This window comes from Nocardioides aestuarii, from assembly GCF_039527245.1.
Lineage (GTDB): Bacteria > Actinomycetota > Actinomycetes > Propionibacteriales > Nocardioidaceae > Nocardioides > Nocardioides aestuarii.
Genome location: NZ_BAAAJT010000003.1, coordinates 517,980 through 543,648, shown reverse-complemented (window position 1 = coordinate 543,648; position 25,669 = coordinate 517,980). Strand labels below are relative to the sequence as shown.

At 73.0% G+C, this 25,669-nt stretch carries 21 protein-coding genes and 1 tRNA gene; 19 read left to right on the top strand and 3 right to left on the bottom strand.

Annotation, left to right across the window (positions count from 1 at the left end; all coding sequences use genetic code 11):
• Positions 1-11: 11 nt before the first annotated feature.
• Positions 12-1,697 (top strand): CTP synthase, encoded by a 1,686-nt coding sequence (gene pyrG / locus ABD091_RS20160; protein ID WP_343921826.1) that lies wholly within the window; start codon positions 12-14, stop codon positions 1,695-1,697.
• Between the two features lie 9 nt (positions 1,698-1,706).
• On the opposite strand, the gene pepN is transcribed toward pyrG, so the two are convergent.
• A complete protein-coding gene (pepN, locus tag ABD091_RS20155) occupies positions 1,707-4,151 on the bottom strand; it encodes an aminopeptidase N (protein ID WP_343921825.1) in 2,445 nt (814 codons plus the stop codon).
• A gap of 24 nt (positions 4,152-4,175) precedes the next feature.
• On the opposite strand from pepN, the gene ABD091_RS20150 reads away from it, so the two are divergent.
• The 18 genes from ABD091_RS20150 to ABD091_RS20065 all read left to right on the top strand — a co-directional run bounded on the left by ABD091_RS20150 (position 4,176) and on the right by ABD091_RS20065 (position 19,619).
• Positions 4,176-4,805, top strand: coding sequence for an NUDIX domain-containing protein (locus tag ABD091_RS20150; RefSeq protein WP_343921824.1), 630 nt, complete (start codon positions 4,176-4,178; stop codon positions 4,803-4,805).
• Between the two features lie 58 nt (positions 4,806-4,863).
• Positions 4,864-5,979: an alanine dehydrogenase gene (ald, locus tag ABD091_RS20145; protein ID WP_343921823.1), complete on the top strand. Its 1,116-nt coding sequence runs from the start codon at positions 4,864-4,866 to the stop codon at positions 5,977-5,979.
• Positions 5,972-6,901, top strand: coding sequence for a site-specific tyrosine recombinase XerD (gene xerD, locus ABD091_RS20140; protein WP_343921822.1), 930 nt, complete (start codon positions 5,972-5,974; stop codon positions 6,899-6,901). Before ald ends, xerD begins: the two co-directional genes overlap by 8 nt.
• Positions 6,898-9,483: a DEAD/DEAH box helicase gene (locus ABD091_RS20135; RefSeq protein ID WP_343921821.1), complete on the top strand. Its 2,586-nt coding sequence runs from the start codon at positions 6,898-6,900 to the stop codon at positions 9,481-9,483. Before xerD ends, ABD091_RS20135 begins: the two co-directional genes overlap by 4 nt.
• Before the next feature lie 318 nt (positions 9,484-9,801).
• A complete protein-coding gene (locus tag ABD091_RS20130) occupies positions 9,802-10,638 on the top strand; it encodes a ParA family protein (protein ID WP_343921852.1) in 837 nt (278 codons plus the stop codon).
• Complete coding sequence (locus ABD091_RS20125; protein WP_343921820.1) at positions 10,623-10,976, top strand: hypothetical protein; 354 nt, start codon at positions 10,623-10,625, stop codon at positions 10,974-10,976. Before ABD091_RS20130 ends, ABD091_RS20125 begins: the two co-directional genes overlap by 16 nt.
• Before the next feature lie 16 nt (positions 10,977-10,992).
• Complete coding sequence (locus ABD091_RS20120) at positions 10,993-11,877, top strand: segregation and condensation protein A (RefSeq protein ID WP_343921851.1); 885 nt, start codon at positions 10,993-10,995, stop codon at positions 11,875-11,877.
• On the top strand, positions 11,870-12,550 hold the full coding sequence (gene scpB, locus ABD091_RS20115) for an SMC-Scp complex subunit ScpB (protein ID WP_343921819.1): 681 nt from the start codon (positions 11,870-11,872) through the stop codon (positions 12,548-12,550). The genes ABD091_RS20120 and scpB overlap by 8 nt, the downstream gene beginning before the upstream one ends.
• A complete protein-coding gene (locus ABD091_RS20110; protein ID WP_343921818.1) occupies positions 12,547-13,296 on the top strand; it encodes a pseudouridine synthase in 750 nt (249 codons plus the stop codon). Before scpB ends, ABD091_RS20110 begins: the two co-directional genes overlap by 4 nt.
• Positions 13,293-13,565 carry a hypothetical protein gene (locus ABD091_RS20105; RefSeq protein ID WP_343921817.1) on the top strand — a complete coding sequence of 91 codons (273 nt, stop codon included), beginning with the start codon at positions 13,293-13,295 and terminating at the stop codon, positions 13,563-13,565. The genes ABD091_RS20110 and ABD091_RS20105 overlap by 4 nt, the downstream gene beginning before the upstream one ends.
• Before the next feature lie 42 nt (positions 13,566-13,607).
• Positions 13,608-13,994 carry a chorismate mutase gene (gene aroH, locus ABD091_RS20100; RefSeq protein WP_343921816.1) on the top strand — a complete coding sequence of 129 codons (387 nt, stop codon included), beginning with the start codon at positions 13,608-13,610 and terminating at the stop codon, positions 13,992-13,994.
• On the top strand, positions 13,987-15,066 hold the full coding sequence (locus tag ABD091_RS20095) for a prephenate dehydrogenase (protein ID WP_343921815.1): 1,080 nt from the start codon (positions 13,987-13,989) through the stop codon (positions 15,064-15,066). Before aroH ends, ABD091_RS20095 begins: the two co-directional genes overlap by 8 nt.
• Positions 15,067-15,075: 9 nt before the next feature.
• Positions 15,076-15,759, top strand: coding sequence for a (d)CMP kinase (gene cmk / locus ABD091_RS20090; protein WP_343921814.1), 684 nt, complete (start codon positions 15,076-15,078; stop codon positions 15,757-15,759).
• Positions 15,756-16,505, top strand: coding sequence for a lysophospholipid acyltransferase family protein (locus tag ABD091_RS20085; protein ID WP_343921813.1), 750 nt, complete (start codon positions 15,756-15,758; stop codon positions 16,503-16,505). Before cmk ends, ABD091_RS20085 begins: the two co-directional genes overlap by 4 nt.
• Position 16,506: 1 nt before the next feature.
• Positions 16,507-17,883 carry a ribosome biogenesis GTPase Der gene (gene der / locus ABD091_RS20080; protein WP_343921812.1) on the top strand — a complete coding sequence of 459 codons (1,377 nt, stop codon included), beginning with the start codon at positions 16,507-16,509 and terminating at the stop codon, positions 17,881-17,883.
• On the top strand, positions 17,880-18,518 hold the full coding sequence (locus tag ABD091_RS20075) for a class I SAM-dependent methyltransferase (RefSeq protein ID WP_343921811.1): 639 nt from the start codon (positions 17,880-17,882) through the stop codon (positions 18,516-18,518). Before der ends, ABD091_RS20075 begins: the two co-directional genes overlap by 4 nt.
• 18 nt (positions 18,519-18,536) lie before the next feature.
• Complete coding sequence (locus ABD091_RS20070) at positions 18,537-19,508, top strand: hypothetical protein (RefSeq protein WP_343921810.1); 972 nt, start codon at positions 18,537-18,539, stop codon at positions 19,506-19,508.
• A 37-nt stretch (positions 19,509-19,545) separates the two neighbouring features.
• Positions 19,546-19,619, top strand: a tRNA-Pro gene (locus tag ABD091_RS20065).
• 72 nt (positions 19,620-19,691) lie between these two features.
• On the opposite strand, the gene ABD091_RS20060 is transcribed toward ABD091_RS20065, so the two are convergent.
• Positions 19,692-20,126 carry a hypothetical protein gene (locus ABD091_RS20060; protein WP_343921809.1) on the bottom strand — a complete coding sequence of 145 codons (435 nt, stop codon included), beginning with the start codon at positions 20,124-20,126 and terminating at the stop codon, positions 19,692-19,694.
• Between the two features lie 109 nt (positions 20,127-20,235).
• Positions 20,236-25,191 carry an nSTAND1 domain-containing NTPase gene (locus ABD091_RS20055; protein WP_343921808.1) on the bottom strand — a complete coding sequence of 1,652 codons (4,956 nt, stop codon included), beginning with the start codon at positions 25,189-25,191 and terminating at the stop codon, positions 20,236-20,238.
• Positions 25,192-25,669: the final 478 nt, after the last annotated feature.

The following is a 25,669-nucleotide window of genomic DNA, read 5'->3' as shown; positions in this document are numbered from 1 at the left end:
GCTCGAGGTCCGTGAAGCCGACGCCCGTGAAGCACGTGTTCGTGACCGGAGGCGTCGCCTCCTCCCTCGGCAAGGGGCTCACCGCCTCCAGCCTGGGCAGCCTGCTGAAGGCGCGCGGCCTGCGCGTCACGATGCAGAAGCTCGACCCCTACCTCAACGTCGACCCGGGGACGATGAACCCTTTCCAGCACGGCGAGGTGTTCGTCACCAACGACGGGGCCGAGACCGACCTCGACATCGGCCACTACGAGCGGTTCCTCGACACCGACCTCGGCCAGATCGCGAACGTCACGACCGGCCAGGTCTACTCCTCGGTGATCGCCAAGGAGCGTCGTGGGGACTACCTCGGCGACACGGTCCAGGTGATCCCTCACATCACCAACGAGATCAAGGACCGGATCCTGGCGATGGGCTCGGACGTCGACGTCGTCATCACCGAGATCGGCGGCACCGTCGGGGACATCGAGTCGTTGCCCTTCCTCGAGGCCGCCCGCCAGACGCGCCACGAGATCGGCCGCGACAACTGCTTCTTCATCCACGTCTCGCTCGTTCCCTTCATCGGTCCGTCCGGCGAGCTGAAGACGAAGCCGACCCAGCACTCGGTCGCGGCGCTCCGCTCCATCGGCATCCAGCCGGACGCGGTGGTCTGCCGCTCCGACCGGGAGCTCCCCGAGAGCATCAAGCGGAAGATCTCGCTGATGTGCGACGTCGACCAGGAGGCCGTCGTCACCGCGGCCGACGCGCCGTCGATCTACGACATCCCCAAGGTCCTCCACCGCGAGGGGCTCGACGCCTACCTCGTGCGACGTCTCGACCTGCCCTTCCGTGACGTCGACTGGACCACGTGGGACGACCTGCTGCGCCGGGTGCACCACCCGAACGAGGAGGTCACGGTCGCCCTGGTCGGCAAGTACATCGACCTCCCCGACGCCTACCTGTCGGTCGCCGAGGCCCTGCGCGCCGGAGGTTTCGCCCACGAGGCCAAGGTGCACCTGCGGTGGATTCCCTCCGACGAGTGCGAGGACCCCCACGGCGCCGCGCGGCACCTCCACGACGTCGACGCGGTCTGCGTCCCCGGCGGGTTCGGCGTCCGCGGGATCGAGGGCAAGCTCGGCGCGCTCACCTACGCCCGTACCCACGGGATCCCGACGCTCGGCCTCTGCCTCGGCCTGCAGTGCATGGTCATCGAGTACGCCCGCAACGTCGCCGGGCTCGAGAAGGCCGGTTCCACCGAGTTCGACCCCGAGGGGCCCGAGCCCGTCATCGCGACCATGGAGGAGCAGAAGTCCTTCGTGGAGGGCGCCGGGGACCTCGGTGGCACGATGCGGCTGGGCCTCTACCCGGCCGCGCTGGCCGAGGGCAGCCTGGTGCGGGAGGTCTACGACTCGGCCACCGTGCAGGAGCGCCACCGGCACCGCTACGAGGTCAACAACGCCTACCGCGACCAGCTGGCCGAGGCCGGCCTCTTCTTCAGCGGCACCAACCCCGACCTCGACCTGGTCGAGTTCGTCGAGCTGCCGCGCGACGTCCACCCCTACTACGTCGCCACCCAGGCCCACCCCGAGCTGCGCTCGCGACCGACCCGCCCGCACCCCTTGTTCAAGGGCCTGGTCGGTGCCGCGATCGAACGCCAGAAGGCTGAGCGCTTCCCCCTCGACGAGAGCGGGCTGCGCCGGCCCCCGGCCGAGGAGGACTGACCGCGAGGCTCAGGCGCCGCCGCGCCGCGCGCGGATCATGCGCGAGAGCGTGTCGGCGCCCGTGAGCAGCTGGTTGCGCACCGTCGGGTCCAGGCCGGGCTCGGTCGCAGCGGCCCGGGCACGGTCGGCGAAGCCCTCGTCGGCGACCAGCGGGAACATGCCGCGCACCAGGGAGAGCATCGAGAGCAGCCCGCCGCGCACCGCTCGCATCTCCTCGAGGTAGCGGTCGGCCCACGGCGCGCACAGCTCGGCCTGACCCGGGCGCCAGAAGGCCCGGGCCACCGCGAACGTGGGGTGGCCCGCCTGGACGCTGCGCCGGACGAACAGCTCCTCCCAGGCCTCCGCCTTGGCCGCCTCGTCGGGGCGCGCCGCGGTCACCGCGACGGCCCGCGCGGAGCGGTCCGGATCGGGGTCCCGGGCGAGCAGCTCCTCGACCGTGCCGTCGGGCAGGTCGCCACGCTCGGACCGGCGTACGGCGAACCGCCACGAGAGGTCGACGTCCTCGGCAGCAGCCTCGGCCAGCGCGCGGTCGTGGTCCGACGTCGTGGCGCAGGAGGCGAGCACCTGGAGCGCCGGACGACGCAGCTCTTCCTCACGCGACAGCGTCAGCGCCAGGTCGGCCACCCGGGCGCGCGCGGCGTCGACCTGGTCGGCCGGGGTCCACATCTCGGCGGCGTCGCGCGCCTGGGCGATGAACGGCTCGATGAGGGCGGGGTTCTTCTCGACCGCCAGGACCCCGAGCACGCAGTCGAGCATGTCGGCGGCAGCGATCTCGCCCTTGCGGAGCAGGTCGAGCGAGGTCGCGACGGCGACGGCTCGCGCTGTCGCGTCGGGAAGCCCGCCGGCGGTGCGCAGGAGCGCCCGGACGTCCCCGCCGCCGCCGACCGACGCGAAGGTGAGGTCGGTGTCGTTCGGCAGGTGGAGCGCGCCGTCGGGGAGCCCCGTGACCGGGGTGCGGGTCCCGACGGTCTCGACCGGCGTGCGCCGCAGCAGCGCGCCGTCGGCGCCGTAGGAGCCGATGTCGATGCGGTGGGGGCGGGGCGGGGCGTCGTCGGGCGAGGTGACCGTGACGACGGCGCCGGCGGTGGTGACCTCGACGGCCACCGTGTCGGTGCCGGCGCGGTCGAGCCAGTCGATCGTCCATGCCTCGAGGTCGCGGCCCGAGGCGTTCGAGACCGCGTCGATGAGGTCGCGCAACCGGGTGTTGCCCCAGGCGTGGGTGGCGAAGTAGTCCTGGAGGCCGCGGGTGAAGGCGTCCTCGCCGACGAATGCCATCAGCTGGTGGAGCACCGACTGGCCCTTGGAGTAGGTGATCGCGTCGAAGTTGGCCAGGGCACTCTCGACGTCGAGGACGTCGGAGCGGATCGGGTGGGTGGCCGGGCCCATGTCCGTGCGGTAGGCGTCGAGCTTGCGCCCCACGAGGAACTCCGCCCACGCGTCGAGGAAGTCGGTCGCCTCGGCGGCGGCCCAGGTCGACGCCCAGGAGGCGAATGCCTCGTTGAGCCAGAGGTCGTCCCACCAGCGCATGGTCACGAGGTCGCCGAACCACATGTGGGCCATCTCGTGGAGCAGCGTGATCGCGGTCTGGGAACGCTGGGCGTGGGTGGGCGGCGTGCGGAACAGGTAGCCGTCACCCCACGTGACGCAGCCCCAGTTCTCCATCGCGCCTCCCATGTTGGGCACGAACACCTGGTCGTAGTGGGCCTCGGGGAACGGTTGGCCGAACTTGTCGCCGAAGAAGGCCAGCCCGTTGCCGGTCAGGTCGAGGAGCCACCCCGCGTCGCGGTCGAGCGAGCCGCGCAGGGACTGCCGGCAGTGGAGCGCCAGGTCGTGGTCGCCGCGGCGGCCCTCGACCCGGTGGAACGGGCCGGCGTTGACGACCACGACGTAGGTCGAGAGCGGCGGGGTGTCGGGGAAGGACCAGCGCCGCGTCCCGTCCGAGGGCTCGCCGACCGTCTCGGGACGCATGTTCGACAGCACGGTCCACGCCTCGGGTGAGCGCACCGTGAAGCGGTGGGGCGCCTTGAGGTCGGGCTGGTCGAAGCACGCCCAGAGCCGACGGGCGTCGTTGCACTCCAGGGACGTCCAGACGTAGACCTCCCCGTCGCTCGGGTCGACGGTGCGCAGGATCCCCGCCGACGACGTCACGTCGGTCTGGCGGAGCCGGACGACCAGGGTGTTCTCGGCGGCGAGGCCCGAGAGCGGGAGCCGGCCGGCCTCGACCGTGGCGGGGTCGAGGTCGACCCCGTTGAGGGAGGCCGAGACGACCTCGCCGACGGCGTCGGCGAAGGTGTCGGCGCCGGGCCGGTGGCAGGTGAACTGCACGGTGGAGGTCGCCTCCCACACCTCGCCGTCGAGGAGCCCCGTGAGGTCGACGTCGATGTCGTAGCGGCTGACGGCGAGGAGAGCGGCACGCTCCTCGGCCTCCGGGCGGGTCAGGCTGGCGACGGTCATGGCGTCACCGTAGCGTCCGGTGTCATGGACCACTCCCCGGCGCAGGACCCGCTCACGGACGTGGAGGAGCACTGGGAGGTGGAGTCCTCGGACTATCTCCACCGCGACGCCTGGGTGGTGTCGCTGCGCGCCGACCACGTCCGGGCGCCCGGAGACGGGGGTGAGGCGTTCCGGCGGCTGGTGCTGGAGCACCCCGGCGCGGTCGTCGTGCTGGCGGTCGACGACGACGACCGGGTCTGCTGCCTGCGGCAGTACCGGCACCCGGCGGGGCGTCGGTTCGTCGAGCTCCCCGCCGGGCTGCTCGACCAGGAGGGCGAGGAGCCGGAGGAGGTGGCGCGACGCGAGCTCCGGGAGGAGGTCGCGCTGGAGGCGCGGTCGTGGACCCACCTGACCACCGCCTGGTCCTCGCCCGGCATCTCCGAGGAACGGATGCACTTCTTCCTCGCCCGCGGGCTCGGTGCCGTCGACCGCGGCGGCTTCGAGCTGCGCCACGAGGAGGCGGACATGACCGTCGAGTGGGTGGCGTTCGCCGACCTCCACGCGGCCGTGCTCGACGGGCGCCTGCAGGACGCCCCGGTGGTGCTCGCCGTGCTGCTGGCAGCCGCCCGCGGGCTGGTCGGGACCGGCGCTGCCGACGGGTCAGCCGGGGAGTAGTGTCGGCGCCGCCCCACGCCGACCGCGTGAGGTTGGTCACCGGAAGAAGGAGCAGTCCGTGAAGATCGGCGTCCCCAAGGAAGTCAAGAACCACGAGTACCGGGTGGCGCTGACCCCCGTCGGTGCGCACGAGCTGACCCAGCACGGCCACCAGGTGTTCGTGCAGCGTGACGCCGGCACCGGCTCCCAGATCCCCGACGAGGAGTACGTCGCGGCCGGGGCGACCATGATCGACGAGGCCGACGACGTGTGGGCCGAGGCCGAGATGGTGCTCAAGGTCAAGGAGCCCGTCGCGGAGGAGTACCACCGGCTGCGTGACGACCTGACGCTCTTCACCTACCTCCACCTCGCCGCCGACAAGCCGCTGACCGAGCGGCTCGTCGAGGCCGGCACGACCGCGATCGCCTACGAGACCGTCCAGCTGCCCTCCGGGGGGCTGCCGCTGCTCTACCCGATGTCGGAGGTCGCGGGCTGCCTCGCACCCCAGGTCGGGGCTCACGCGCTGCTGAAGGCCCAGGGCGGCCGTGGCGTGCTGATGGGCGGCGTGGGCGGCGTCGCCAACGCCAAGGTCGTCATCATCGGTGCCGGCGTCTCGGGCCAGAACGCGGCCAACATCGCCCTCGGGATGGGCGCCGACGTGACCCTGCTCGACACCGACCTCGACAAGCTGCGGATGTCGTTCTGGCGCTACAACAACCGCGTCCACGGCCTGGCGTCGTCCAAGCTGGCGATCGAGCAGCAGGTGATGGAGGCCGACATGGTGATCGGCGCGGTGCTGATCCCCGGCGCGGCTGCTCCGAAGCTGGTCAGCAACGACCTGGTCTCGCGGATGAAGCCGGGCTCGGTCCTGGTCGACATCGCGGTCGACCAGGGCGGCTGCTTCGAGGACACCCACGCCACGACCCACGCCGACCCGACCTACGAGGTCCACAAGTCGGTGTTCTACTGCGTGGCCAACATGCCGGGTGCGGTGCCGAACACCTCCACCTACGCCCTCACCAACGCCACACTGCCCTACACCGTGGCGCTGGCCGACAAGGGCTGGCAGCAGGCCTGCCGCGACGACCGCAGCCTGGCGCTGGGCCTCAACACCCACGCCGGACGGCTCACCAACGCCCCCGTGGGCGAGGCGGTCGGGATCGACGCGATCTCGCTCGAGGACGCCCTTGCCTGACGGTCCGCTGGTCCGGGCCCTGCGGACCTACCTCGACCACCTCGGGGTCGAGCGCGGCCTGGCCGCCAACACCCTGTCGTCCTACCGTCGCGACCTGCGGCGTTATCTGTCCCACCTCGACACCCGGGGCGTGGGCACGCTGGACGACGTCACGGAACAGACCGTGACGGACTTCCTCGTCGCGCTCCGGGAGGGCGACGCCGACCATCCGGCGCTGTCGGCGACGTCCGCTGCGCGCACGGTGGTGGCCGTCCGTGGCTTCCACCGGTTCTGCCTCGCCGACGGGCTGGCCTCCCACGACCCGGCCGCCGGGGTGAAGCCGCCATCCCCCACGAAGCGGCTGCCGAAGGCGCTGCCGCTGGCCGACGTGGAGGCGATCCTCGAGGCGGCCGGTGCGGCGGGCACGACCCTGGCGCTGCGGGACAGGGCGATGCTGGAGGTGCTCTACGGCACCGGCGCCCGGATCTCGGAGGTCACCGGACTGGCCGTCGACGACGTCGACCTGGTCGACCGGACGGTGCTGCTCCACGGCAAGGGCGGCAAGGAACGGCTCGTGCCGTTCGGCCAGTACGCGGCCGAGGCGATCGACGCCTACCTGGTGCGGTCGCGCCCGGAGCTGGTGTCGGCCCAGACGCCCGGGGGAGCGATGTTCCTCAACTCCCGCGGCGGCCGGCTCTCCCGGCAGAGCGCCTGGGCGGTGCTGACCCGGGCCGCCGAGCGCGCGGGGGTCACCCGTGACGTCTCGCCCCACACCCTGCGTCACTCGTTCGCGACCCATCTCCTCGACGGGGGCGCCGACGTCCGCGTCGTGCAGGAGCTCCTGGGCCACGCCTCCGTGACCACCACGCAGGTCTACACGCTCGTGACGGTCGACAACCTGCGCGAGGTCTTCGCCGCGGCCCACCCCCGGGCGCGCGGATGACCGGCGCCGACGTCGTCGACGAGGTCTACGAGCAGGTCGTCGCCCGCGCCGCCGACCGTGGGGTCGAGCTCTACCCCCACCAGGACGAGGCGGTCATCGAGCTCCTGGCCGGGAGCAACGTCATCCTGGCGACGCCGACCGGCTCCGGGAAGTCGCTGGTGGCCGAGGCAGCCCACTCCGCGGCCCTGGCGACAGACCGCGTGTCGTTCTACACCGCTCCGATCAAGGCCCTGGTGAGCGAGAAGTTCTTCGCGCTCTGCGAGGTCTTCGGCGCCGACGAGGTCGGCCTCCTCACCGGCGACGCCGCGGTCAACGCGGACGCACCCATCATCTGCTGCACCGCCGAGGTGCTGGCCAACATCGCGCTCCGGGAGGGCCGGGACGCCGACGTGGGGCTGGTCGTCATGGACGAGTTCCACTACTACGGCGAGCCGGACCGCGGGTGGGCGTGGCAGGTGCCGCTGCTGGAGCTGCCGCAGGCCCAGTTCCTGCTCATGTCGGCCACCCTGGGCGACACCACGGCGATCGCGGAGGACCTGAGCCGGCGCAACGGCCGCGAGACGGTGCTCGTGGACCGGGCCGAGCGGCCGGTGCCGCTCAGCTTCACCTGGTCGACCGATGCGCTCGAGGACACCCTCGACGAGCTGGTGACGACGGGCCAGGCGCCGGCGTACGTCGTGCACTTCACCCAGGCGGCTGCGGTCGAGCACGCGACGTCCCTGCTGCGCGGTGCGAAGGCGCGCTTCGATGCTCCCGTCGACCGGGAGGCGATCTCCGCCCACACCGCCGGGGTGCGGTTCACCGCCGGCTTCGGCAAGACCCTCCAGAAGCTGCTGCGCGCCGGGATCGGCGTGCACCACGCGGGCATGCTGCCGAAGTACCGGCGGCTGGTCGAGCAGCTCGCGCAGGCCGGGCTGCTGACCGTCATCTGCGGCACCGACACGCTCGGCGTCGGCATCAACGTCCCGATCCGCACGGTGCTCTTCACCGGGTTGGCCAAGTTCGACGGCAGCCGGCAGCGGGTGCTGCGGGTCCGGGAGTTCCGCCAGATCGCCGGCCGGGCCGGGCGAGCGGGCTTCGACACCGCCGGCTACGTCGTCGTGCAGGCCCCCGAGCACGTCATCGAGAACGAGAAGGCCAAGAAGAAGGCTGCGGCCAGCAGCAACAAGAAGTCCAAGGCGCAGCTGAAGAAGCCGCCGCCGGGCACCGTCGTCTGGACCGAGGAGACCTTCGACAAGCTCGTGAACGGCGATCCCGAGGCGCTCCGCTCGCGGATGAAGGTCGACAACTCGATGCTGATCAACGTGGTCTCGAGGGAGGAGGACGCCTTCGCGGTGCTGCGCCGGCTGCTGACGGACAACCACGAGGACCGCCGCCAGCAGCTGCGACTCTCCCGCCGCGCCCTCCGGCTGGCCCGCTCGCTCGTCGGCTCCGGAACCCTCACCCGTCTCGACGACCTCGACGAGCACGGCCGTCGCTACGTCATGACCGTCGACCTGCCGGCCGACTTCGCGCTCAACCAGCCGCTGGCCCACTTCGCGCTCGAGGCCTTCGACCTCCTCGACCCGGAGTCCGAGGCCTACACGCTCGACCTGGTCTCGGTGGTCGAGGCCGTGCTCGAGGGGCCGCGCCAGGTGCTGATGGCCCAGCAGCACGCCGCCCGGGGGGAGGCGATCGGGGAGCTGAAGGCGGACGGGGTCGACTACGACGAGCGCATGGCCATCATCGAGGAGATCACCTGGCCGCAGCCGCTCGCCGACTGGCTCGAGCCGCTCTTCGACACCTATCGCCAGACCCACGGCTGGCTCTCACCCGACGCGCTGCAGCCGAAGTCGGTGCTGCGCGAGATGTGGGAGCAGGGGATGGGGTTCACGGACGTCGTGGCGCGCTACCAGCTGGCGCGGTCCGAGGGACTGGTGCTGCGCTACCTCACCGACGCCTACCGGACCCTGCGCCAGACCGTGCCCGAGCGGGTCCGCACCCCCGAGCTCGACGACCTCGTCGAGTGGCTCGCCGAGACGATCCGGCAGACGGACTCCTCGCTGCTCGACGAGTGGGAGGCGATGACCGATCCCGAGCACGCGGCGGCCGCAGCGCGCGACCGTGCGGCCCACCACGCGCCCCCGCCACCGCCGCGTCCGATCTCGAAGCAGCAGCGGGCCTTTGCAGTGATGATCCGCAACGCGATGTTCGCCCGCGTGCAGCTCGCGGCCCGCGACGACCTCGACGGCCTCGTGCGGCTCGAGCGCGAGGCAGCCGACCGGACAGACCCGCCCCGGGAGGTCGTGGTCGGGCGCTCGGTCTGGGACGCCGCCCTCGAGGACTACTACGGCGAGCACGACTCGATCGCCACCGGCCCGGACGCGCGGGGCCCGGCCTACCTCCAGGTCGGCGAGGAGGAGCGTGGTGAGCCGGTCGGGGCCGAGGAGGGCACGCTCGCCCGGGTGCGCCGGGTGGTGCAGACGCTCGCCGACCCCGCCGACCACCGCGACTGGGTGGTCGAGGCGGTGGTCGACTGCGACGCCTCCGACGAGGCCGGCGAGCTGGTCCTCGCGACGGCCGCGGTGCGGCGTCTCACGTGACGTCGACGAACTCGCGCACCGCTGCGGCGCGTCGGTTGAGACGCGCACGTGCGCAGGTCTAGCGTCGCGACTGCTCGGCAATGTCGCTGAGTCGACAATTCCAGATCCAGACAGGAGCGAGTGATGAGCGGAGAAGGGTCCTTTCCGGGACTGTTCGGCCACCTGGGGGGCAGCGCCGGCAGCGCCGTCCCCGAGATGCCACCGCTGGTCCGCGCGCCCGTTCCGCCCGATCGCACCCCGACCGACCCTTCCCCCGGAGCAGACGACCACGTGAGCCAGCCGATTCCCTTCGAGCGTCCCGCCGACCCCGAGCCCGTGATGGGGCCGACCGGGCGGCCGATGCCCGACCTGCCCGAGCCGCGCGTGCTCACCGAGCACGGTCCGGCGCGGGTGATCTCGATGTGCAACCAGAAGGGTGGCGTCGGCAAGACGACGACCACCATCAACCTCGGCGCTTCCCTCGCCGAGTACGGCCGCAAGGTCCTGCTGGTCGACTTCGACCCGCAGGGCTCGTTGTCCGTGGGCCTGGGGCTCAATCCCCACGAGATGGACCTGACGGTCTACAACCTGCTGATGGAGCGCGACATCGACCTCCGCGAGGTCGTCGTCCCCTCGGGCGTGCCCGGCATGGACCTGCTCCCCTCCAACATCGACCTCTCCGCCGCCGAGGTGCAGCTGGTCCACGAGGTCGCGCGCGAGCAGACCCTGGCGCGCGTGCTGGCGCCGGCGATGGCGGACTACGACGTCATCCTCATCGACTGCCAGCCCTCCCTCGGCCTGCTGACGGTCAACGCGCTCACGGCCTCCGACGGCGTGATCGTGCCGCTGGAGTGCGAGTACTTCGCGTTGCGCGGTGTCGCGCTGCTCAAGACCACGATCGACAAGGTGCGCGAGCGGCTCAACCCCAAGCTCGAGATCGACGGGGTGCTCGGCACCATGTTCGACGGCCGCACGCTCCACAGCCGCGAGGTCATGGAACGGCTGGTGCAGGCGTGGGGCGACAAGGTCTTCCACACCGTCATCCGGCGCACCATCAAGTTCTCCGACTCGACCGTCGCGGGTGAGCCGATCACGAGCTATGCCAGCAACTCGACCGGGGCGACCTCCTACCGCGACCTGGCCAAGGAGGTGTCGGCCCGGTGCCTCGACGGGTGAGCCTCCCCACCGCCGACGACCTCTTCCGCACCACCGGCGACGGCACGCCTGCCTCGCAGTCGCCCGCACCGCAGCGGGTGCGTGCCGTCCCCGACGAGCCCGAGCCGCCCGCGGGGCGTCGGCCCAGCGGACGGGTGCGCCACGACGAGAAGATGACGGTCTACGTCACCTCCGAGGAGCTGCTCGACCTCGAGCACACCCGGCTCGCGCTGCGCCGCGAGCACGGCCTCGCCGTCGACCGGGGCCGGCTCGTACGGGAGGCGGTGGCCCTCGTCCTCGCCGAGTTCGAGGAGCAGGGCGAGACCAGTGCGCTGGTCCGCAGGCTCCGCGAGGCATGATCCGGGGGTGACCGACGTGATCGACCCGCCGGCGCCCGGCCCGCAGCAGGCGGCGTCGGGCGGGGCGGTGGCCCCCTTCGAGGTGCGCCTGGACAACTTCGAGGGCCCGTTCGACCTGCTGCTGAGCCTGATCGGCAAGCACAAGCTCGACATCACCGAGGTGGCGCTGTCGAAGGTCACCGACGAGTTCATCGCCCACGTCAAGGTGATGGGTCGCGCCTGGGACCTCGAGCAGACCTCCTCCTTCCTCCTCGTCGCCGCGACGCTGCTCGACCTCAAGGCGGCCCGGCTGCTGCCGCAGGGCGACGTGGAGGACGAGGAGGACCTTGCGCTGCTCGAGGCGCGTGACCTGCTCTTCGCGCGGCTGCTCCAGTACAAGGCCTTCAAGCAGGTCGCCGGCGTCCTCGAGACCCGCCTGGCGGCGGAGTCCCGGCGCCATCCCCGCGCGGTCGGGCTGGAGGAGCGCTTCGCCGGCCTGCTGCCCGAGGTGCTGATCGGCATCGGGCTCGACCAGTTCGCGTCGCTGGCCGCCCGAGCGCTCGAGCCGAAGCCGGAGCCCGAGGTCGCGCTCCACCACATCCACGCCCCGGCCGTCTCCGTGCGCGAGCAGGCCGCGCTCGTGGTCGACCGGTTGCGGCGCTCGGGGACCATGACCTTCCGGTCGCTGTGCGGCGACTCGCCCGACACCCTCACCACGGTCGCGCGCTTCCTGTCGTTGCTCGAGCTCTTCCGCGAGGGCGCCGTCGGGTTCGACCAGCTCTCGCCGCTCGGTGAGCTGACCGTGCGGTGGACCGGCGGCAGCGACGACGACGCCGAGGACTTCCAGATCGACGAGTTCGAGGGCGCCCCCGAGGCCGAGCCCGAGACCCCCGACGCAGACCAGGAGAACCCCGATGACTGAGCCGACGACCGGGCAGACCACCGGGCAGACCACCGGGCAGGACGTCGACACCCTCGACGTCGCCGTGGCCGAGCTCCGGCCGGCGCTCGAGGCGCTGCTGATGGTCGCCGACCAGCCGCTCGACGTCACGACGCTGGCCTCCGCCACCGGCCACCCGGTGCCCGAGGTCGACTCCGCACTGGCAGGGCTCGCCACGGAGTACGACGAGCAGCGGCGCGGCTTCGAGCTCCGCAACGTCGCCGGCGGCTGGCGCTACTACACCCGCGAGGACTTCGCCCCCGTGGTGGAGGCGTTCGTGCTCGACGGCCAGCAGGCGCGGCTCACGCAGGCGGCGCTGGAGACGCTGGCGGTCGTCGCCTACAAGCAGCCGGTCTCCCGTGCCCGGGTGTCGGCGATCCGCGGGGTCAACGTCGACGGCGTCATGCGGACGCTGCTCACCCGTGGGCTGGTCGAGGAGGCCGGCCGCGACGGCGAGCACGGCGCCACCCTCTACCGCACCACCGCCTACTTCCTGGAGCGGATCGGGGTGACGTCGCTCGACGAGCTCCCCGAGCTCGCCCCCTACCTGCCCGACATGGACGACCTCGAGGACGAGCTGGCGGAGGCGGTCGCGAGCGCACCCTCGCCCGCCCCTCCGGCAGCCGCGACCGGCGCGCCCGAGGAGTCCGCGTGAGCGGCCCCCAGGTCGACGACGAGGGCCTGATCAGGCTCCAGAAGCTGCTGGCGCAGTCGGGGGTCGCCTCGCGGCGCAAGTGCGAGGAGCTGATGCTCGACGGTGAGGTCGAGGTCGACGGCGAGGTCGTCACCCGGCTCGGGACCAAGGTCGACCCGCGCACGGCGGTCGTCCGGGTGTCGGGCAAGCGGCTGCCCCCCGTCTCGCCCCACGTCTACCTGGTCCTCAACAAGCCGCGCGGCGTGGTCTCCACGATGAGCGACCCCCAGGGCCGCCGGACCCTCACCGACGTCGTGGCCGGGCGACCCGAGCGGCTCTTCCACGTCGGCCGGCTCGACACCGACACCTCGGGCCTGCTGCTGCTGACCAACGACGGTGACTTCGCCCAGCGGATGGCGCACCCCTCCTACGAGGTCGACAAGACCTACGTCGCCGAGGTCGAGGGCGAGGTGCAGAAGGCCACGCTCGAGCAGCTGCGCGCGGGCGTCACCCTCGAGGACGGCCCGGTGGAGGTGCGGGCGGTCAAGGTGCTCGCGCCCGGCCGTGGCCGCACGATCGTGGAGCTGGTCATCCACGAGGGCCGCAACCGGATCGTGCGTCGGCTGCTCGAGCACGTCGGCCACCCCGTCACCCGACTCACCCGCACCGCCATCGGTCCGGTGGTCCTCGACCGGCTGCCGGTGGGTGAGCTGCGCGAGCTGACCAACGACGAGCTCGGCGCACTGCTCGACCGGGCGAGCATGTGAGTGGTGCCGGCGGCGCCACCGATGACGAGCGGTGGCTCGTGGTCGACGGGCGGCGGTGGCGTCGGCAGGACCCGGCGCTGCCCGAGGAGGTGGCGGCGACCCTGAAGAGCCACCTCGGGCGCGGCCGCAGCCGCGGTGAGCGGCGGCGTACGGACCTGGCGAAGCGCGGTCTGGGGGAGCGGGGGACCCCGTGGTGGGAGCAGACGGCTGCGGAGCGGCGGGAGCGCTGGGAACGGTCACTGGCCGAGCTCGAGGCGCTGGACGACTAGGGTTTCGCCTGCAGGAACGTCCAGGAGACCCGAGGAGAACCAGTGGCCGTGCGGGCCGTGCGAGGCGCCACCCAGCTCGAGAGCGACGACCGTGAGCACATGCTCGACCGCGTCGCCGAGATGGTGCTCGAGGTGATGCGCGCCAACGGGTTGGAGGTCGACGACTTCATCTCCGTGATCTTCACGGCGACGAACGACCTGGTCTCCGAGTTCCCGGCCTACGCCGCGCGCCAGCTCGGGTTCGGCGACGTGCCGTTGCTGTGCGCCCGTGAGCTCGAGATCGAGGGATCGATGCCGCGCGTGGTCCGGATGATGGCCCACGTCGAGACCGACCTGCCCCGCGCCGACCTCACCCACTGCTACCTCCACGGCGCCGCCGCGCTGCGCAAGGACCTCACGCGCACGCGCGAGGTGCCCGACCATGACTGACCCCACCGACGCCCTGCGGGGCCCGGTCGAGGTCGTCGGGGCCGGGCTCCTCGGCACCTCGATCGGGCTCGCACTGCGCCGTGCCGGCATCGAGACCGTGCTGCGCGACGTGTCGGAGGAGCACCTCCGCACGGCCTCGGGGCTGGGGGCCGGCCGGGTGGCCGCTGCCGGCGACGTCCCCTCCCTGGTCGTGGTCGCGGTCCCGCCCGACCACCTCGCCGACACGGTCGTCGACGCGCTGCGGCGTACGCCGGGCGTGGTCACCGACGTGGGCAGCATCAAGAGCGCCCCGGGCCGCCGGGTGGCCGCCGAGGCCCCCGACCTCGAGCACCGCTACGTCGGCGGCCACCCGATGGCGGGCAGCGAGCGCTCCGGGCCGCTGGCCGCGAGCGCAGCACTGTTCGACGGGCGGCCCTGGGCGGTCACGCCCCACGAGACCTCGGACGCCGCGGCCGTGGCGGCCGTCGAGGAGCTCGCGCGGGTCTGCGGCGCCGTCCCGGTCCTGATGGAGCCCGACGAGCACGACCGTGCGGTGGCCCGCACCTCGCACCTGCCCCACCTGCTCGCCGTGCTGGTCGCCGGGCGACTCGCCCACGCACCGGAGTCCCACCTCGCGCTCTCCGGCCAGGGGGTCCGCGACGTGACCCGGGTCGCCGCGGGGGACCCCGCGCTGTGGCAGCAGATCGTCACCCTCAACGCCGAGGCCCTGCACGGGCTGCTCGCGGAGGTGCGCGAGGAGCTCGACGTGCTCCAGCGGGCGGTGACGACGGGCGACCGCACGGTGCTCGGCGACCTGCTCGCCCGCGGGGTCGAGGGCACGCGGGCGATCCCGGGCAAGCACGGTGGCCCCGCGACCGTCACCCGGTCGGTCTTCGTGTCGGTGCCCGACCACCCGGGGGAGCTGGCCCGGCTCTTCGCCGACGCGGGCGAGTCGGGGGTCAACATCGAGGACGTCCACATCGACCACGACCCGGGGCGACCGGTCGGTCTCGTCGAGCTGGTCGTCTCGGAGGACCGCGCCGAGCACCTGCTGTCGTCGCTCGAGTCCCGGGACTGGGTCACGCACCGGTAGGATCCCCCGGTGCCTGACACCCCCTCGCGCTCGCGCCTCGTCGTCGCCGTCGACGGCACCTCCGGGTCCGGCAAGTCCAGCACCTGCCGCGGCGTCGCCGACCGGCTGGGCCTGCGCTACCTCGACACCGGTGCGCAGTTCCGCGCCATGACCTGGTGGCTGCTCCACGAGGGGATCGACGTCCACGACCCGGCCGCGGTCGCCGCCCGGTGCGAGGAGCCCGACATCGCCTCCGGCACCGACCCGCTGGAGCCGACGATCCACGTCGACGGCACCGACGTCGGGCTTGCGATCCGTTCCGACGAGGTCAACGCCGCCGTGTCGCCGGTGAGCGCCGTGCCGGAGGTGCGCCGCCGGCTGCTCGCGCTCCAGCGCGCGACCATCGGTGACGGTGGCATCGTGGTGGAGGGCCGCGACATCGGGTCGGTCGTCTGGCCGCAGGCGGAGCTGAAGGTCTACCTCACCGCCGACCCGGCAGCCCGGGCGCAGCGTCGCGCGGCCGAGACGGGCTCCATCGACATCAGCGGCACCCAGGACTCGCTGCTCGCGCGTGACCAGATCGACTCCGGCCGCGCCACCGCTCCGCTGACGATGGCGGACGGCGCGGTGCACCTCGACACGACGCCCTACACCCTCGAGGAGGTCGTCGCCCGTCTGGTCGCCCTCGCCGAGGCGGTCGAGGAACCGGCGTGAGCCACCTCGACCGGCCGAGCAGCTCGGCGGTGGCCCACCCGCCGCGCGCGATGCTGACCCGGCTGCGTCCGACGGCCCGGCAGGTCATCCGGCGCCGCTGGGACGTGGCGGTGCACTTCCCCGAGCGGATGCCGGCGGCCGGGCCGGTGGTGCTCGCGGCCAACCACATCGGGGTGCTCGACGGGCCGCTGCTGGCGATCTTCGCGCCCCGGCCGGTGCACGCGCTGACCAAGCAGGAGATGTTCGAGGGGCGTACCGGGCGCTTCCTCCACCGGTCCGGCCAGATCCCGCTCGACCGGTACGCCGCCGACCCCCGCGCGATCCGAACCGCGCTCCGGGTGCTGCGTGACGGGGGAGTGGTGGGCGTGTTCCCCGAGGGCACCCGTGGCGACGGCGAGCTCCGCACGTTCCACCACGGCGCGGCCTACCTCGCCCTCGTGACCGGGGCGCCGGTCGTGCCCGCCGTGTTCCTCGGCAGCCGTGAGCCAGGGGGAGGGATCGACTCGGTCCCGGCCCGGGGCTGCCGGATCGACCTGGTGCTCGGGGAGTCCGTCACCCCCGGCGCCGCGTCGTGGCCCCGCACCCGGGGAATGGTCCGCGACGCGTCGATGCTGTTGCGGGAGCGGCTGGCGGCGACACTGGAGGAAGCGCGGCGCACGACCGGCCGCGACCTGCCCGGCCCGCTGCCGGCAGGACAAGCCGAGGACGACCCCGCGACCGGGCTCGTCGACGAAGGACCCAGGTGACATGAGCGAGCACACGACCGACCCGACCCCCGACGGCACCGCCGCCGACGAGCCCACCGGCCCGCTGCCGGTGCTGGCCGTCGTCGGCCGGCCCAACGTCGGCAAGTCGACGCTGGTCAACCGGATCATCGGCCGCCGCGAGGCGGTCGTCGAGGACGTCCCGGGCGTGACCCGGGACCGCGTGTCCTACGACGCGAGCTGGGCCGGTCGTGCCTTCACCGTCGTCGACACCGGCGGCTGGGACCCCGACGCCCGGGGCCTGGCCGAGCGCATCGCCGGCCAGGCGGAGGTCGCGGTCTCGCTGGCCGACGCGGTGCTGTTCGTCGTCGACGCGACCGTCGGCATCACCGACGCCGACGAGGCGGTCGTCAAGATCCTCCGCAAGGCCGACAAGCCGGTCGTGCTCGTCGCCAACAAGGTCGACGACCAGCGCACGGAGTCCGAGGCCTACGGGCTCTGGAACCTCGGCCTCGGTGAGCCGTGGCCCGTCTCGGCGCTGCACGGCCGCGGCTCGGGCGACATGCTCGACGCCGTGCTCGCCGCACTTCCCGAGCCCCCGCCCGAGCGCGACGCCGAGCTCGGCGGGCCGCGCCGGGTCGCCATCGTCGGCAAGCCGAACGTCGGCAAGTCATCGCTGCTCAACAAGCTCGCGGGCTCCGACCGCGTCGTGGTCGACAACGTCGCCGGCACCACCGTCGATCCCGTCGACGAGCTCGTCGAGCTCGGCGGCCGCACCTGGCGCTTCATCGACACCGCCGGCATCCGCAAGCGGGTCAAGGAGGCGTCGGGTCACGAGTACTACGCCTCGCTACGGACGACGACGGCGATCGACCGCGCCGAGGTCGCGGTGCTGGTGCTCGACGCCGAGCAGTCGATCTCGGAGCAGGACGTCCGGATCCTGCAGACCGTCCGCGAAGCCGGCCGGGCGCTCGTGATCGCGTTCAACAAGTGGGACCTCGTCGACGAGGACCGGCGCTACTACCTCACGCGGGAGATCGAGCGCGACCTCGTCCAGGTGAAGTGGGCGCCGCGGATCAACATCACCGCCCGCACCGGCTGGCACGTCGACCGCCTGGTTCCCGCGCTCGACACGGCGCTGACGGGCTGGGAGACCCGGATCTCCACCGGCGCGCTCAACTCCTTCCTCGGCAGGCTCGTGGCCGAGCACCCCCACCCCGTGCGCAGCGGCAAGCAGCCCAAGGTGCTCTTCGGCACCCAGGCCAGCACCTGCCCGCCGACTTTCGTGCTGTTCACCAGCGGCAAGCTCGACGACGGCTACGAGCGCTACATCGAGCGCCGGCTGCGCGAGGAGTTCGGCTTCGCCGGCACCCCGATCGTGCTCCAGCAGCGGCCCCGCGAGAAGCGGAAGCGCTCGTGACCGATCAGCGCGACCCGCGCGGCGCCGCCGGGGCGGGCGGCGCCCACTGGGAGAGCGTCTACGCCGAGAAGGGCCGCGACCAGGTCTCCTGGTACGAGGAGACTCCCACGACGTCCACCGAGCTGGTGCTGCTCGACGGGGTGCCGACCCACGTCGTCGACGTCGGTGCCGGTGCCTCGATGCTGCCCGACGCCCTGCTCGACGCCGGGGTCGAGCACGTCACGCTCGTCGACCTCTCGGTGTCGGCGCTGGCGCTGACCGAGCTGCGGCTCGAGGAGCGCGGGACGCGGGTGACCACGGTCGTCGCCGACGTGCTCGACCACGACTTCGCCGAGCGCCACGACGTGTGGCACGACCGCGCCGTGTTCCACTTCCTGGTCGAGCCGGCCCAGCGGGCGGCGTACGGCAGGCAGGCGCGGAGCGCCGTCCGGTCCGGGGGCCTGCTGGTCGTCGGCACCTTCGCCGAGGACGGTCCGGAGCAGTGCTCCGGGCTGCCCGTCGCGCGCTACGGCGCCGAGCAGCTCGCCGCGGAGCTGGGCGCCGGCTTCACTCCCGTCGAGTCCCGGCGCTCAGAGCACCACACCCCGTGGGACGCCGTCCAGCCGTTCACCTGGGTGGTCCTGCGGCGCGACTGACCGCGCTAGCGTCCGGGGATGCGCGTCCCGCTGCTCGTGCTCGTCGTCCTCCCGCTCGCCGTCGCCTCCGCAGGGCCGGTGGCGGTGCCCGCCGCGGTCACCGAGGAGGCCGCCGTCGCCGGGTGCGAGGTCTTCCCGGCCGAGAGCTGGTGGCACGCCGACGTCTCCGACCTGCCGCGTCACCGGCGCAACAAGCAGTGGAAGTCGCGGATGTCGAGCGACGTCGACCTCCACCCCGACTTCGGGCCGTCCTCCGGCGGCGGACCCGGCTACGGGATGCCGGTGACGGTGGTGAGGGAGGGTCATCGCCGGGTGCGGGTGCGCTTCACCTACGCCTCCGAGAGCGACCGCGTGCGCTACCCGTTGGGGCGCGACACCCGGATCGAGGGTGGGCGGCGCTCCTCGGGCGACCGGCACGCGATCGTCCTCGACCGCGACCGGTGCCGGCTCTACGAGACCTTCGCGACCCGCCGCAAGGACGGGCGCTGGCGGGCCGGCTCCGGCGCCACCTGGCGGTTGGACAGCAACGCGCTGCGGCCGGACGGCTGGACCTCCGCCGACGCCGCGGGTCTGCCGGTCCTGCCGGGGCTGCTCCGGTGGTCGGAGGTCCGCGACCGCGAGGTGGACCACGCGATCCGCTTCACGACGCCGGTGACGTCGCGCTGGCACCTGTGGCCGGCCCGGCACGACGCCGGATCCCGGGACAGCCACCGGTTCCCGCCCATGGGCGCCCGGTTCCGGCTCCGGGCGTCGTACGACGCCAGCCAGCTCGGCGGCCACGCCCGCGAGGTCGTCCGGGCGATGAAGACCTACGGCCTGGTGCCCGCCGACAACGGCTCCGCGTGGTACTTCCAGGGCGAGCGCAACCGGCACTGGCCCGATCGGCTGGTCGAGGACCTCAAGCAGATCCCGGCGTCGGCGTTCGTCGCGGTCGACACGTCGTCGCTGCAGGTCGATCCCGATTCCGGGGCCACGCAGCCGCTGGGGTAGTGTTCCCACCGCTCGACCGGCGATCCCGGGAGAGCTTCGGGCTGTGGCGCAGCTTGGTAGCGCACTTGACTGGGGGTCAAGGGGTCGCAGGTTCAAATCCTGTCAGCCCGACCGAGACACGAGGGCCGTCACCGCGACACGCGGTGACGGCCCTTCGTCGTCGGGGCTCCGCCGTTTCCGGCATCACCGCTGCTGGGCGAGCCAGCGGTCGAGCGCGTCGGGGTTGTGCGCGACACCCTTCGGCCAGCCGTCGACGGACACACCGGCGTCGTGGATGCGGATGAACCACCGCTCGGCGGCGTCGGCCGAGTGGTGCACCCCGTCGGGCCACCCGGCAACGGACGGACCCGGCCGGCCGCCGAGGACCTCGGCGTGATGGGCGAGCCAGCGCTCGGCGATCTCCGGGTCGCGCGGGATGTCGACGAGCGATCCGTTGGGCGTGTCGACAGGGCGTGGCGCCGGCGGGTCGGCGGCCGTCACGGTGAGCGCGAGGACGCCGGCAGCGACGATGCCGACCGCGATGAGCGCCCAGCTCGCGATGGTGGCGGGAGAGTGGTGCCCCGGGGAGGTCGCGGGCTTCGGTGCCTGCGGGGCCGGGGCATGGGTGGTGTGAGCCATGAGGACTCCTTGGGTCTGGCTGCCTCGGCAGCGGTGTGGAATGACCCGACCGTGCCCCCTGTCCGTGGCCGACGGCCGACGCCCGCGTGGCAGTCCTGTGGCGGACCGATCAGGCGGGCGGGCAGGTGGCCACGCGCAGGTACTGGCGGCACTCTGCCTCGGTGAGCCCCCGGGTGAGTCCTTCGTGCGCCAGGTCCACCAGGTCGTCGAGGTCCAGTGCCCAGATCCGGGTGACTCCGTCGACGTCGCGTGTGAGGAGCTTGGAACCATCTCGGGAGAACCGCACGAGGTCGACGACGCGGCTGCTCACACGGAGCACGAGCTCCTGTGTGCCTTCGCGCGCGTCCCACAACCGGACGGTGCCGTCGCCGTGCGCCGTGGCCAGCGTCCGCCCCGTGGCGTCGAAGCTCAGGTCCTCCACGGTGGCGGTCGCCGTGAGCACGGCCACCCGTTCCCACGACCCGGCCTGCCACACCTCGGCCACCCCCTCGACCGCCCGACTGGTGGCGAGCAGATCGCCTGAGGGCGCGAAGGTGACGTGCTTGGCCTGTGCGTGGAGCTCGTGGACGAGCTCGGCGGACCGCAGGTCCCAGATCCGCACCGGCATCTGGGTGGGATCGACCGTGCGCGTGCCCCAGCGGGTGGCGGCAAGCAGCTGTCCGTCCGGGCTGAAGCTGACCGAGCGGGTGATCCAGCCCGGCTCCTCGGGGAGCCACAGCGGCTCGCCGCCTCGGGAGGCGACGACCAGCGTTCGGCGGGGATCGTCGGTGTTGAAGCCGACCGCCAGCCGGTCGCCCTCGGGGCTCCAGGTGACTCCCATGAGGCCGACGCTCGTTCTCGGCCAGGGAACCGCGAACTCCCGGCGCCCCGACTGGCGGTCGAGAGCGATGATCCCCCCTCCCTCGGCCAGTGCGACGTGTGTGCCGCTCGGGTCGACCTCGACGTCCCAGACCTGGTGCTCCACCCCGGCCGCAGGTCGGATGACCTCCTTCTGCGATCCGGTCTCGCTGTCAAGCGCCACGACCCGCCCCCGGCGATCGCCGACGATCAGGGACTCGCCGTCCGGCGTGAGGCTGCCCGGACGGCCGGCTGACGGCCACTCGCCACCCCCGAGTGGGTCGGCGTCCCAGACCGTGACCGACGTGACGCCCAGGTCGCCGGCCATGAGCCGGCGGCCGTCGGGGGAGAAGCTGACACCGATGAAGCCACCGCCGCGGCTCGTCTCGGTCGCCGAGAACGTGTGGAGTGGCAGGCCGCCTGCTCTGGAGATCGCCGTGACGCGTGCGGTTCCGTCGTCGCCTCCGGTGACGAGCCGCCCGTCGGCGCTCCAGTCGAGGCTCCAGATCTCACCGGTGTGGCCCGTCACCGGGAACAGGTATCGCCCCGTCCTGCCGTTCCACACCTGGGCGACACCGAGGGCCCCTGTCGTGGCCAGCCACCGCCCGTCCGGGCTCCACCCGACGTCGAGACCGCCACCGTTGCGGAGCGTGAACGCCCTCGCGCCCGTGTCCAGGTCGGCGACCACGGTCGGCCACGTGCCGTAGGCGAGGCGCTTCCCGTCCGGGCTGAAGGCCGTCGGCGACATCTGGTCGGCGCGGAACTGGTGGACGACCTCGCCGGTCCCGATGTCGACGACGAGCACCCCCTCTGGCCACGACGCGGCCACGAGCTTGCCGTCCGGGCTGATGGACGGCGACCACACGGCGTGGTCGTGCACGGGGCGCCGGACGCCCGGGGCCGTGACGACGACCACCGGCTCGTCCGTGCTGGTGTCCCAGACCCGCAGGGTCCCGTCGTCCCCGGTGGTCGCGAGCAGCGAGCCGTCCTCGCTGAAGGCGACGTTGTTGATGTCGTCGCCGTGTCCGCGGAAGGTCCGGACCGATTCACCCGTCTCGGTGTCGCGCACGTCCACCATCCCGGACTCCTCGGGTCCCTCGGTGACGAAGACGTCGCCCCGGGGACTCCAGTCGAGTCCGCCTCCCACGCCGGACACCCGCATCACGACGCGGGATACGCTCACGGCGCGGTGCAGGGCCTCGATCGCCTCGGGGAGCACGGGTTCGCCGTGTGCACGTGTCTCGTCGACGGCGGCGAGGGCCAGCAGCACCGCCCGCTCGGGATCGCTCTCCGTGTTGGTGACGGAGGCGGCCGCGAGCTCGCGCGCGGTGGCGACCCGCCGCTCCTCCTCGGCCTGCTGACGCTGGTCGAGGGCGACGAAGCCACCCACGACGGCCACGACGAGTGCGCCCGCGATCGCGGCGCGCTGCACACGGAGACGCCGGTTGTCCCGCGCGCGTCGCTCTGCCCGCGCCTCCTCGGCGCGGAGCTCCTCGTCGCGCGCCGCGACGCTCGCGGCCAGGAACTCCTGTTCCAGCGGGGGCATGTCCGCCGGCCCGAGCCGCGCGTCGTCGACGGTGAGCTCGAGCCGGGCGCCGCGATAGAGGGCGCTGGGGTCCCGCCCGAGCTCCTCCCACGTGGCGGCTGCCTCGCGCAGCCGGTCGAGCGCGCCGATCGACTCGCGGTCCTCCTCGATCCACCCGCGCAACCGCGGCCACTCCCGCAGCAGTGCCTCGTGGGCGATCTCGACCGTCGGCACCCGGGTGCGGGGGTCGCGGTCGAGGGTCAGCAGCCGTGCCTGGGCCCAGCCGTCCACCACCGTCTCGACCGCCTGCTCGCGGCCAAGCGCATCGAGCTCCGTGCGCGCGGCCCGGCGACGTGTCGGCTCACCCTCGCCCGAGAGCAGGACCAGCCGCTCGAACAAGCGGCGCACGACGTCGCGGTCGGCGTTGTCGAGGGACGACCACAGCCTCTCGGCCCGGGACGCGATCGCCCCGCCCACGCCACCGAGCTGTCGATAGCCGGCGAGGTCGAGGGTCCGGCTGGTGCTGCGCTCGGCCAGCTCGTAGAGCGTGTACTGCAGCGACGGCAGCGCTGCGGGTTGATCCGCGACGGAGCTGACGAGCTCGGCCACGAGGGCAGGCTCGACGTGGCCACCCGCCCGGTCGGCCGGTCCGACGATGGCCGCCTCCAGCTCGGCCGGCAGCATCGCGCTGGTCGTCACGGTCACGTCGTCGATGACCGAGCCGAGCGGCTGGTGGGCCAGCGGGCGGTCGTAGAAGTCGGCGCGCAGCGTCGCGACGACACGTAGCCGGCTGTCGGGAGCCGTGACCGCGTGCAGCAGGCCGCTGAGGAAGGCCCGCTGGTCGGCCGGGGTGCCGAGCGTGAAGAGCTCCTCCAGCTGGTCCACGACGAGCAGCAGCTCTCCGCCTCCCGGCACCAACCGGCGCAGGGCCCGGTCGATGCCGGCCTCGTCCTCGGCCAGACGTTCGGCCAGGCCGTCGGGCACCGTGATCGCCACGCTGCGCAGGCACTCGGCCAGCTCCTTGAACGGCGACGACCCCGGCATCATCGTGGTCACGAACCAGCCGGACCCCCCGGGTACGGCGCCGCGCCGCACCGCCGGGAGCACGCCGGCCCGCACCACGCTCGACTTGCCGCTGCCCGAGCCGCCGACGACGAGCACCAGGCGGGACCGCATCCCCTCACCTCGCAATCGCTCGACGACCCGGTCCACCAGGTCGTGCCTGCCGAAGAAGTCGCCGGCATCGGACTCCTCGAAGGCTCGCAGTCCCTTGTACGGGTTGGGAGGTGGAGCGCTCGGGTCACCCAGGTCCCCGGTGAGCGCGGCGACGAGCAGCGTCACGAGGTCGGCCATCGTGGGCCGGTCCACGGTCGCCGTGCCGCGGGCGACCAGCCGGGCGACCCGACCCGACGGTCGGGATAGGCAGCTGCCGACCAAGGCCGCGAGGTCGTGCACGTCGTCGCCGCGGGACCGGTCGCCGCCGGGGGCCAGGGCGAAGTCGGTGATGTACGGCCGACCGGCGGCGTCGTAGATCACGCTCTCCGCGTTGACCCGACCGTGGACCAGGCCGAGGTCGGCCGCGGCGGAGAGAGCGCCGCCGACCCGGGCCACGAGGTCGGCGACGTCGGAGTCGGGCAGCGGTCCGGACGACAAACGGTCGGCGAGCGTGCCGCCGGTGAGCCGCCGCATGACGACGTAGGCCGCACCCGGCTCGCGCCAGTAGTCGTGGATCGGCACGATCCCGGGGTGACGCAGCGCGGCGAGCTGCTGGGCTGTGGACTCGAAGGCGCGCACGAACGCGGGGTCGTCGGCGACCTCGGCACGCACCACCCTGATCGCGAGCTCCCGGTCGACCCCCGGCAACCGTGCGGCGTACACCGTGCCGTCCCGACCGGTTCCCAGTCGCTCGCCGAGCCGGTATCCCCGCAGCGGCCGGCCCGTGGGCTCGGTCAGCAACAGCCCCGGGTCGTGCGTGAGGACCCGCTGCTCGATCGCGGCGAGGGCAGGGGAGGGGTCGACCCCCAGCTCCTCGACGAGCAGCTCGCGGTAGTCGCGGAAGACCCTGAGCGCGTCGGCGTGGCGCCCGGCCCGGTAGAGCGCCAGCATCAGCTGCGCCCGGAACTCCTCGCGCAGCGGGTGCTCGCGCGTCAGGGACTCGACCTCGGCGATCACGGCGGTGGCGTGGCCGCAGGCGAGCTCCGCCTCGACTAGGCGCTCGTGGGCGACGAGCCGCAGCTCGGCGAGCCGCTCGGCCTCGGGACGGGCCCAGTCCTCGTCGGCGAACTCCGCGTAGGCGTCCCCGCGCCACAGGTCGAGGGCCGTCCGCAGGGCGCGGACGGCGCCCTGCGGGTCGTCGCGGGCCAGGTACGCGCCACCGTCGGACAGGGCCCGCTCGAACCGTGCCACGTCGACCATGTCGTCTGGCGCCTCGAGGAGGTAGCCGGGTGCGCGGGTGACGACGACCGGCCCGTCGGGCACCTCGACCAGCCGGCGTGCGCGCGCGACATAGCTGCGCAGCGTCGTGCTCGCGGCAGGAGTCGGGTCGCCGGCGAAGACTGCGTCGGCCAGCCGGTCGACCGAGACCACGTGGTTGCGGTGGATCAGCAGCATCGCGAGCAGCCGGCGCTGTCGGGGACCGCCGATGGCGACCTCGTCCTCACCGTCGGTGACGGTGAGTCCCCCCAGTGCGTGGAACCTGATCACGCTGCACCCCGCTCGGGCCGTGTGTGGCTGGCCGGTCACACCGTTCCCGAGGCCCGTGGCAGTCGTGTGGCACCGGCTCCCTGCCATCGTGGCACCGGGCCGCCGCGGCCGCCACCGCGTTGCCTGCCGATGCATGCGCAGGGGCCGCCACCGCGTGTGCGGTGACGGCCCCTGGTCGGTCGCTTGTCAGAAGAGGAGCAGCGCGAGCACGATCACGACGAGGATGAGCGCGATGATGGCGATGGTGCGAGTGTTCACGGGGTGAGTGGCCGGCCGACGCCCTCGAGCGGCCTCAGCCCGACTCCTAGGACTAGCAGCGCGCTCTGTGTGCGCCGTCGGCGTGCGTGCACAGGTGTGTGCAGACTGCTCGATACGCGTTAGGACGGATCACCACACCAGTGAGGATCATTGGCTCCGTTGCCGCCCAGAAGACACGACATGGCATCCGACGCCACGGCATGACATGCGGGGCACGTGG

Coding starts and splice junctions, on each gene's coding strand:
- ABD091_RS20070 (WP_343921810.1), top strand. CDS start 18,537: ATGCGCGTCCCGCTGCTCGTGCTCGTCGTCCTCCCGCTCGCCGTCGCC.
- ABD091_RS20130 (WP_343921852.1), top strand. CDS start 9,802: ATGGGGCCGACCGGGCGGCCGATGCCCGACCTGCCCGAGCCGCGCGTG.
- ABD091_RS20150 (WP_343921824.1), top strand. CDS start 4,176: ATGGACCACTCCCCGGCGCAGGACCCGCTCACGGACGTGGAGGAGCAC.
- ABD091_RS20060 (WP_343921809.1), bottom strand. CDS start 20,126: ATGGCTCACACCACCCATGCCCCGGCCCCGCAGGCACCGAAGCCCGCG.
- scpB (WP_343921819.1), top strand. CDS start 11,870: ATGACTGAGCCGACGACCGGGCAGACCACCGGGCAGACCACCGGGCAG.
- der (WP_343921812.1), top strand. CDS start 16,507: ATGAGCGAGCACACGACCGACCCGACCCCCGACGGCACCGCCGCCGAC.
- pepN (WP_343921825.1), bottom strand. CDS start 4,151: ATGACCGTCGCCAGCCTGACCCGCCCGGAGGCCGAGGAGCGTGCCGCT.
- ABD091_RS20135 (WP_343921821.1), top strand. CDS start 6,898: ATGACCGGCGCCGACGTCGTCGACGAGGTCTACGAGCAGGTCGTCGCC.
- ABD091_RS20095 (WP_343921815.1), top strand. CDS start 13,987: ATGACTGACCCCACCGACGCCCTGCGGGGCCCGGTCGAGGTCGTCGGG.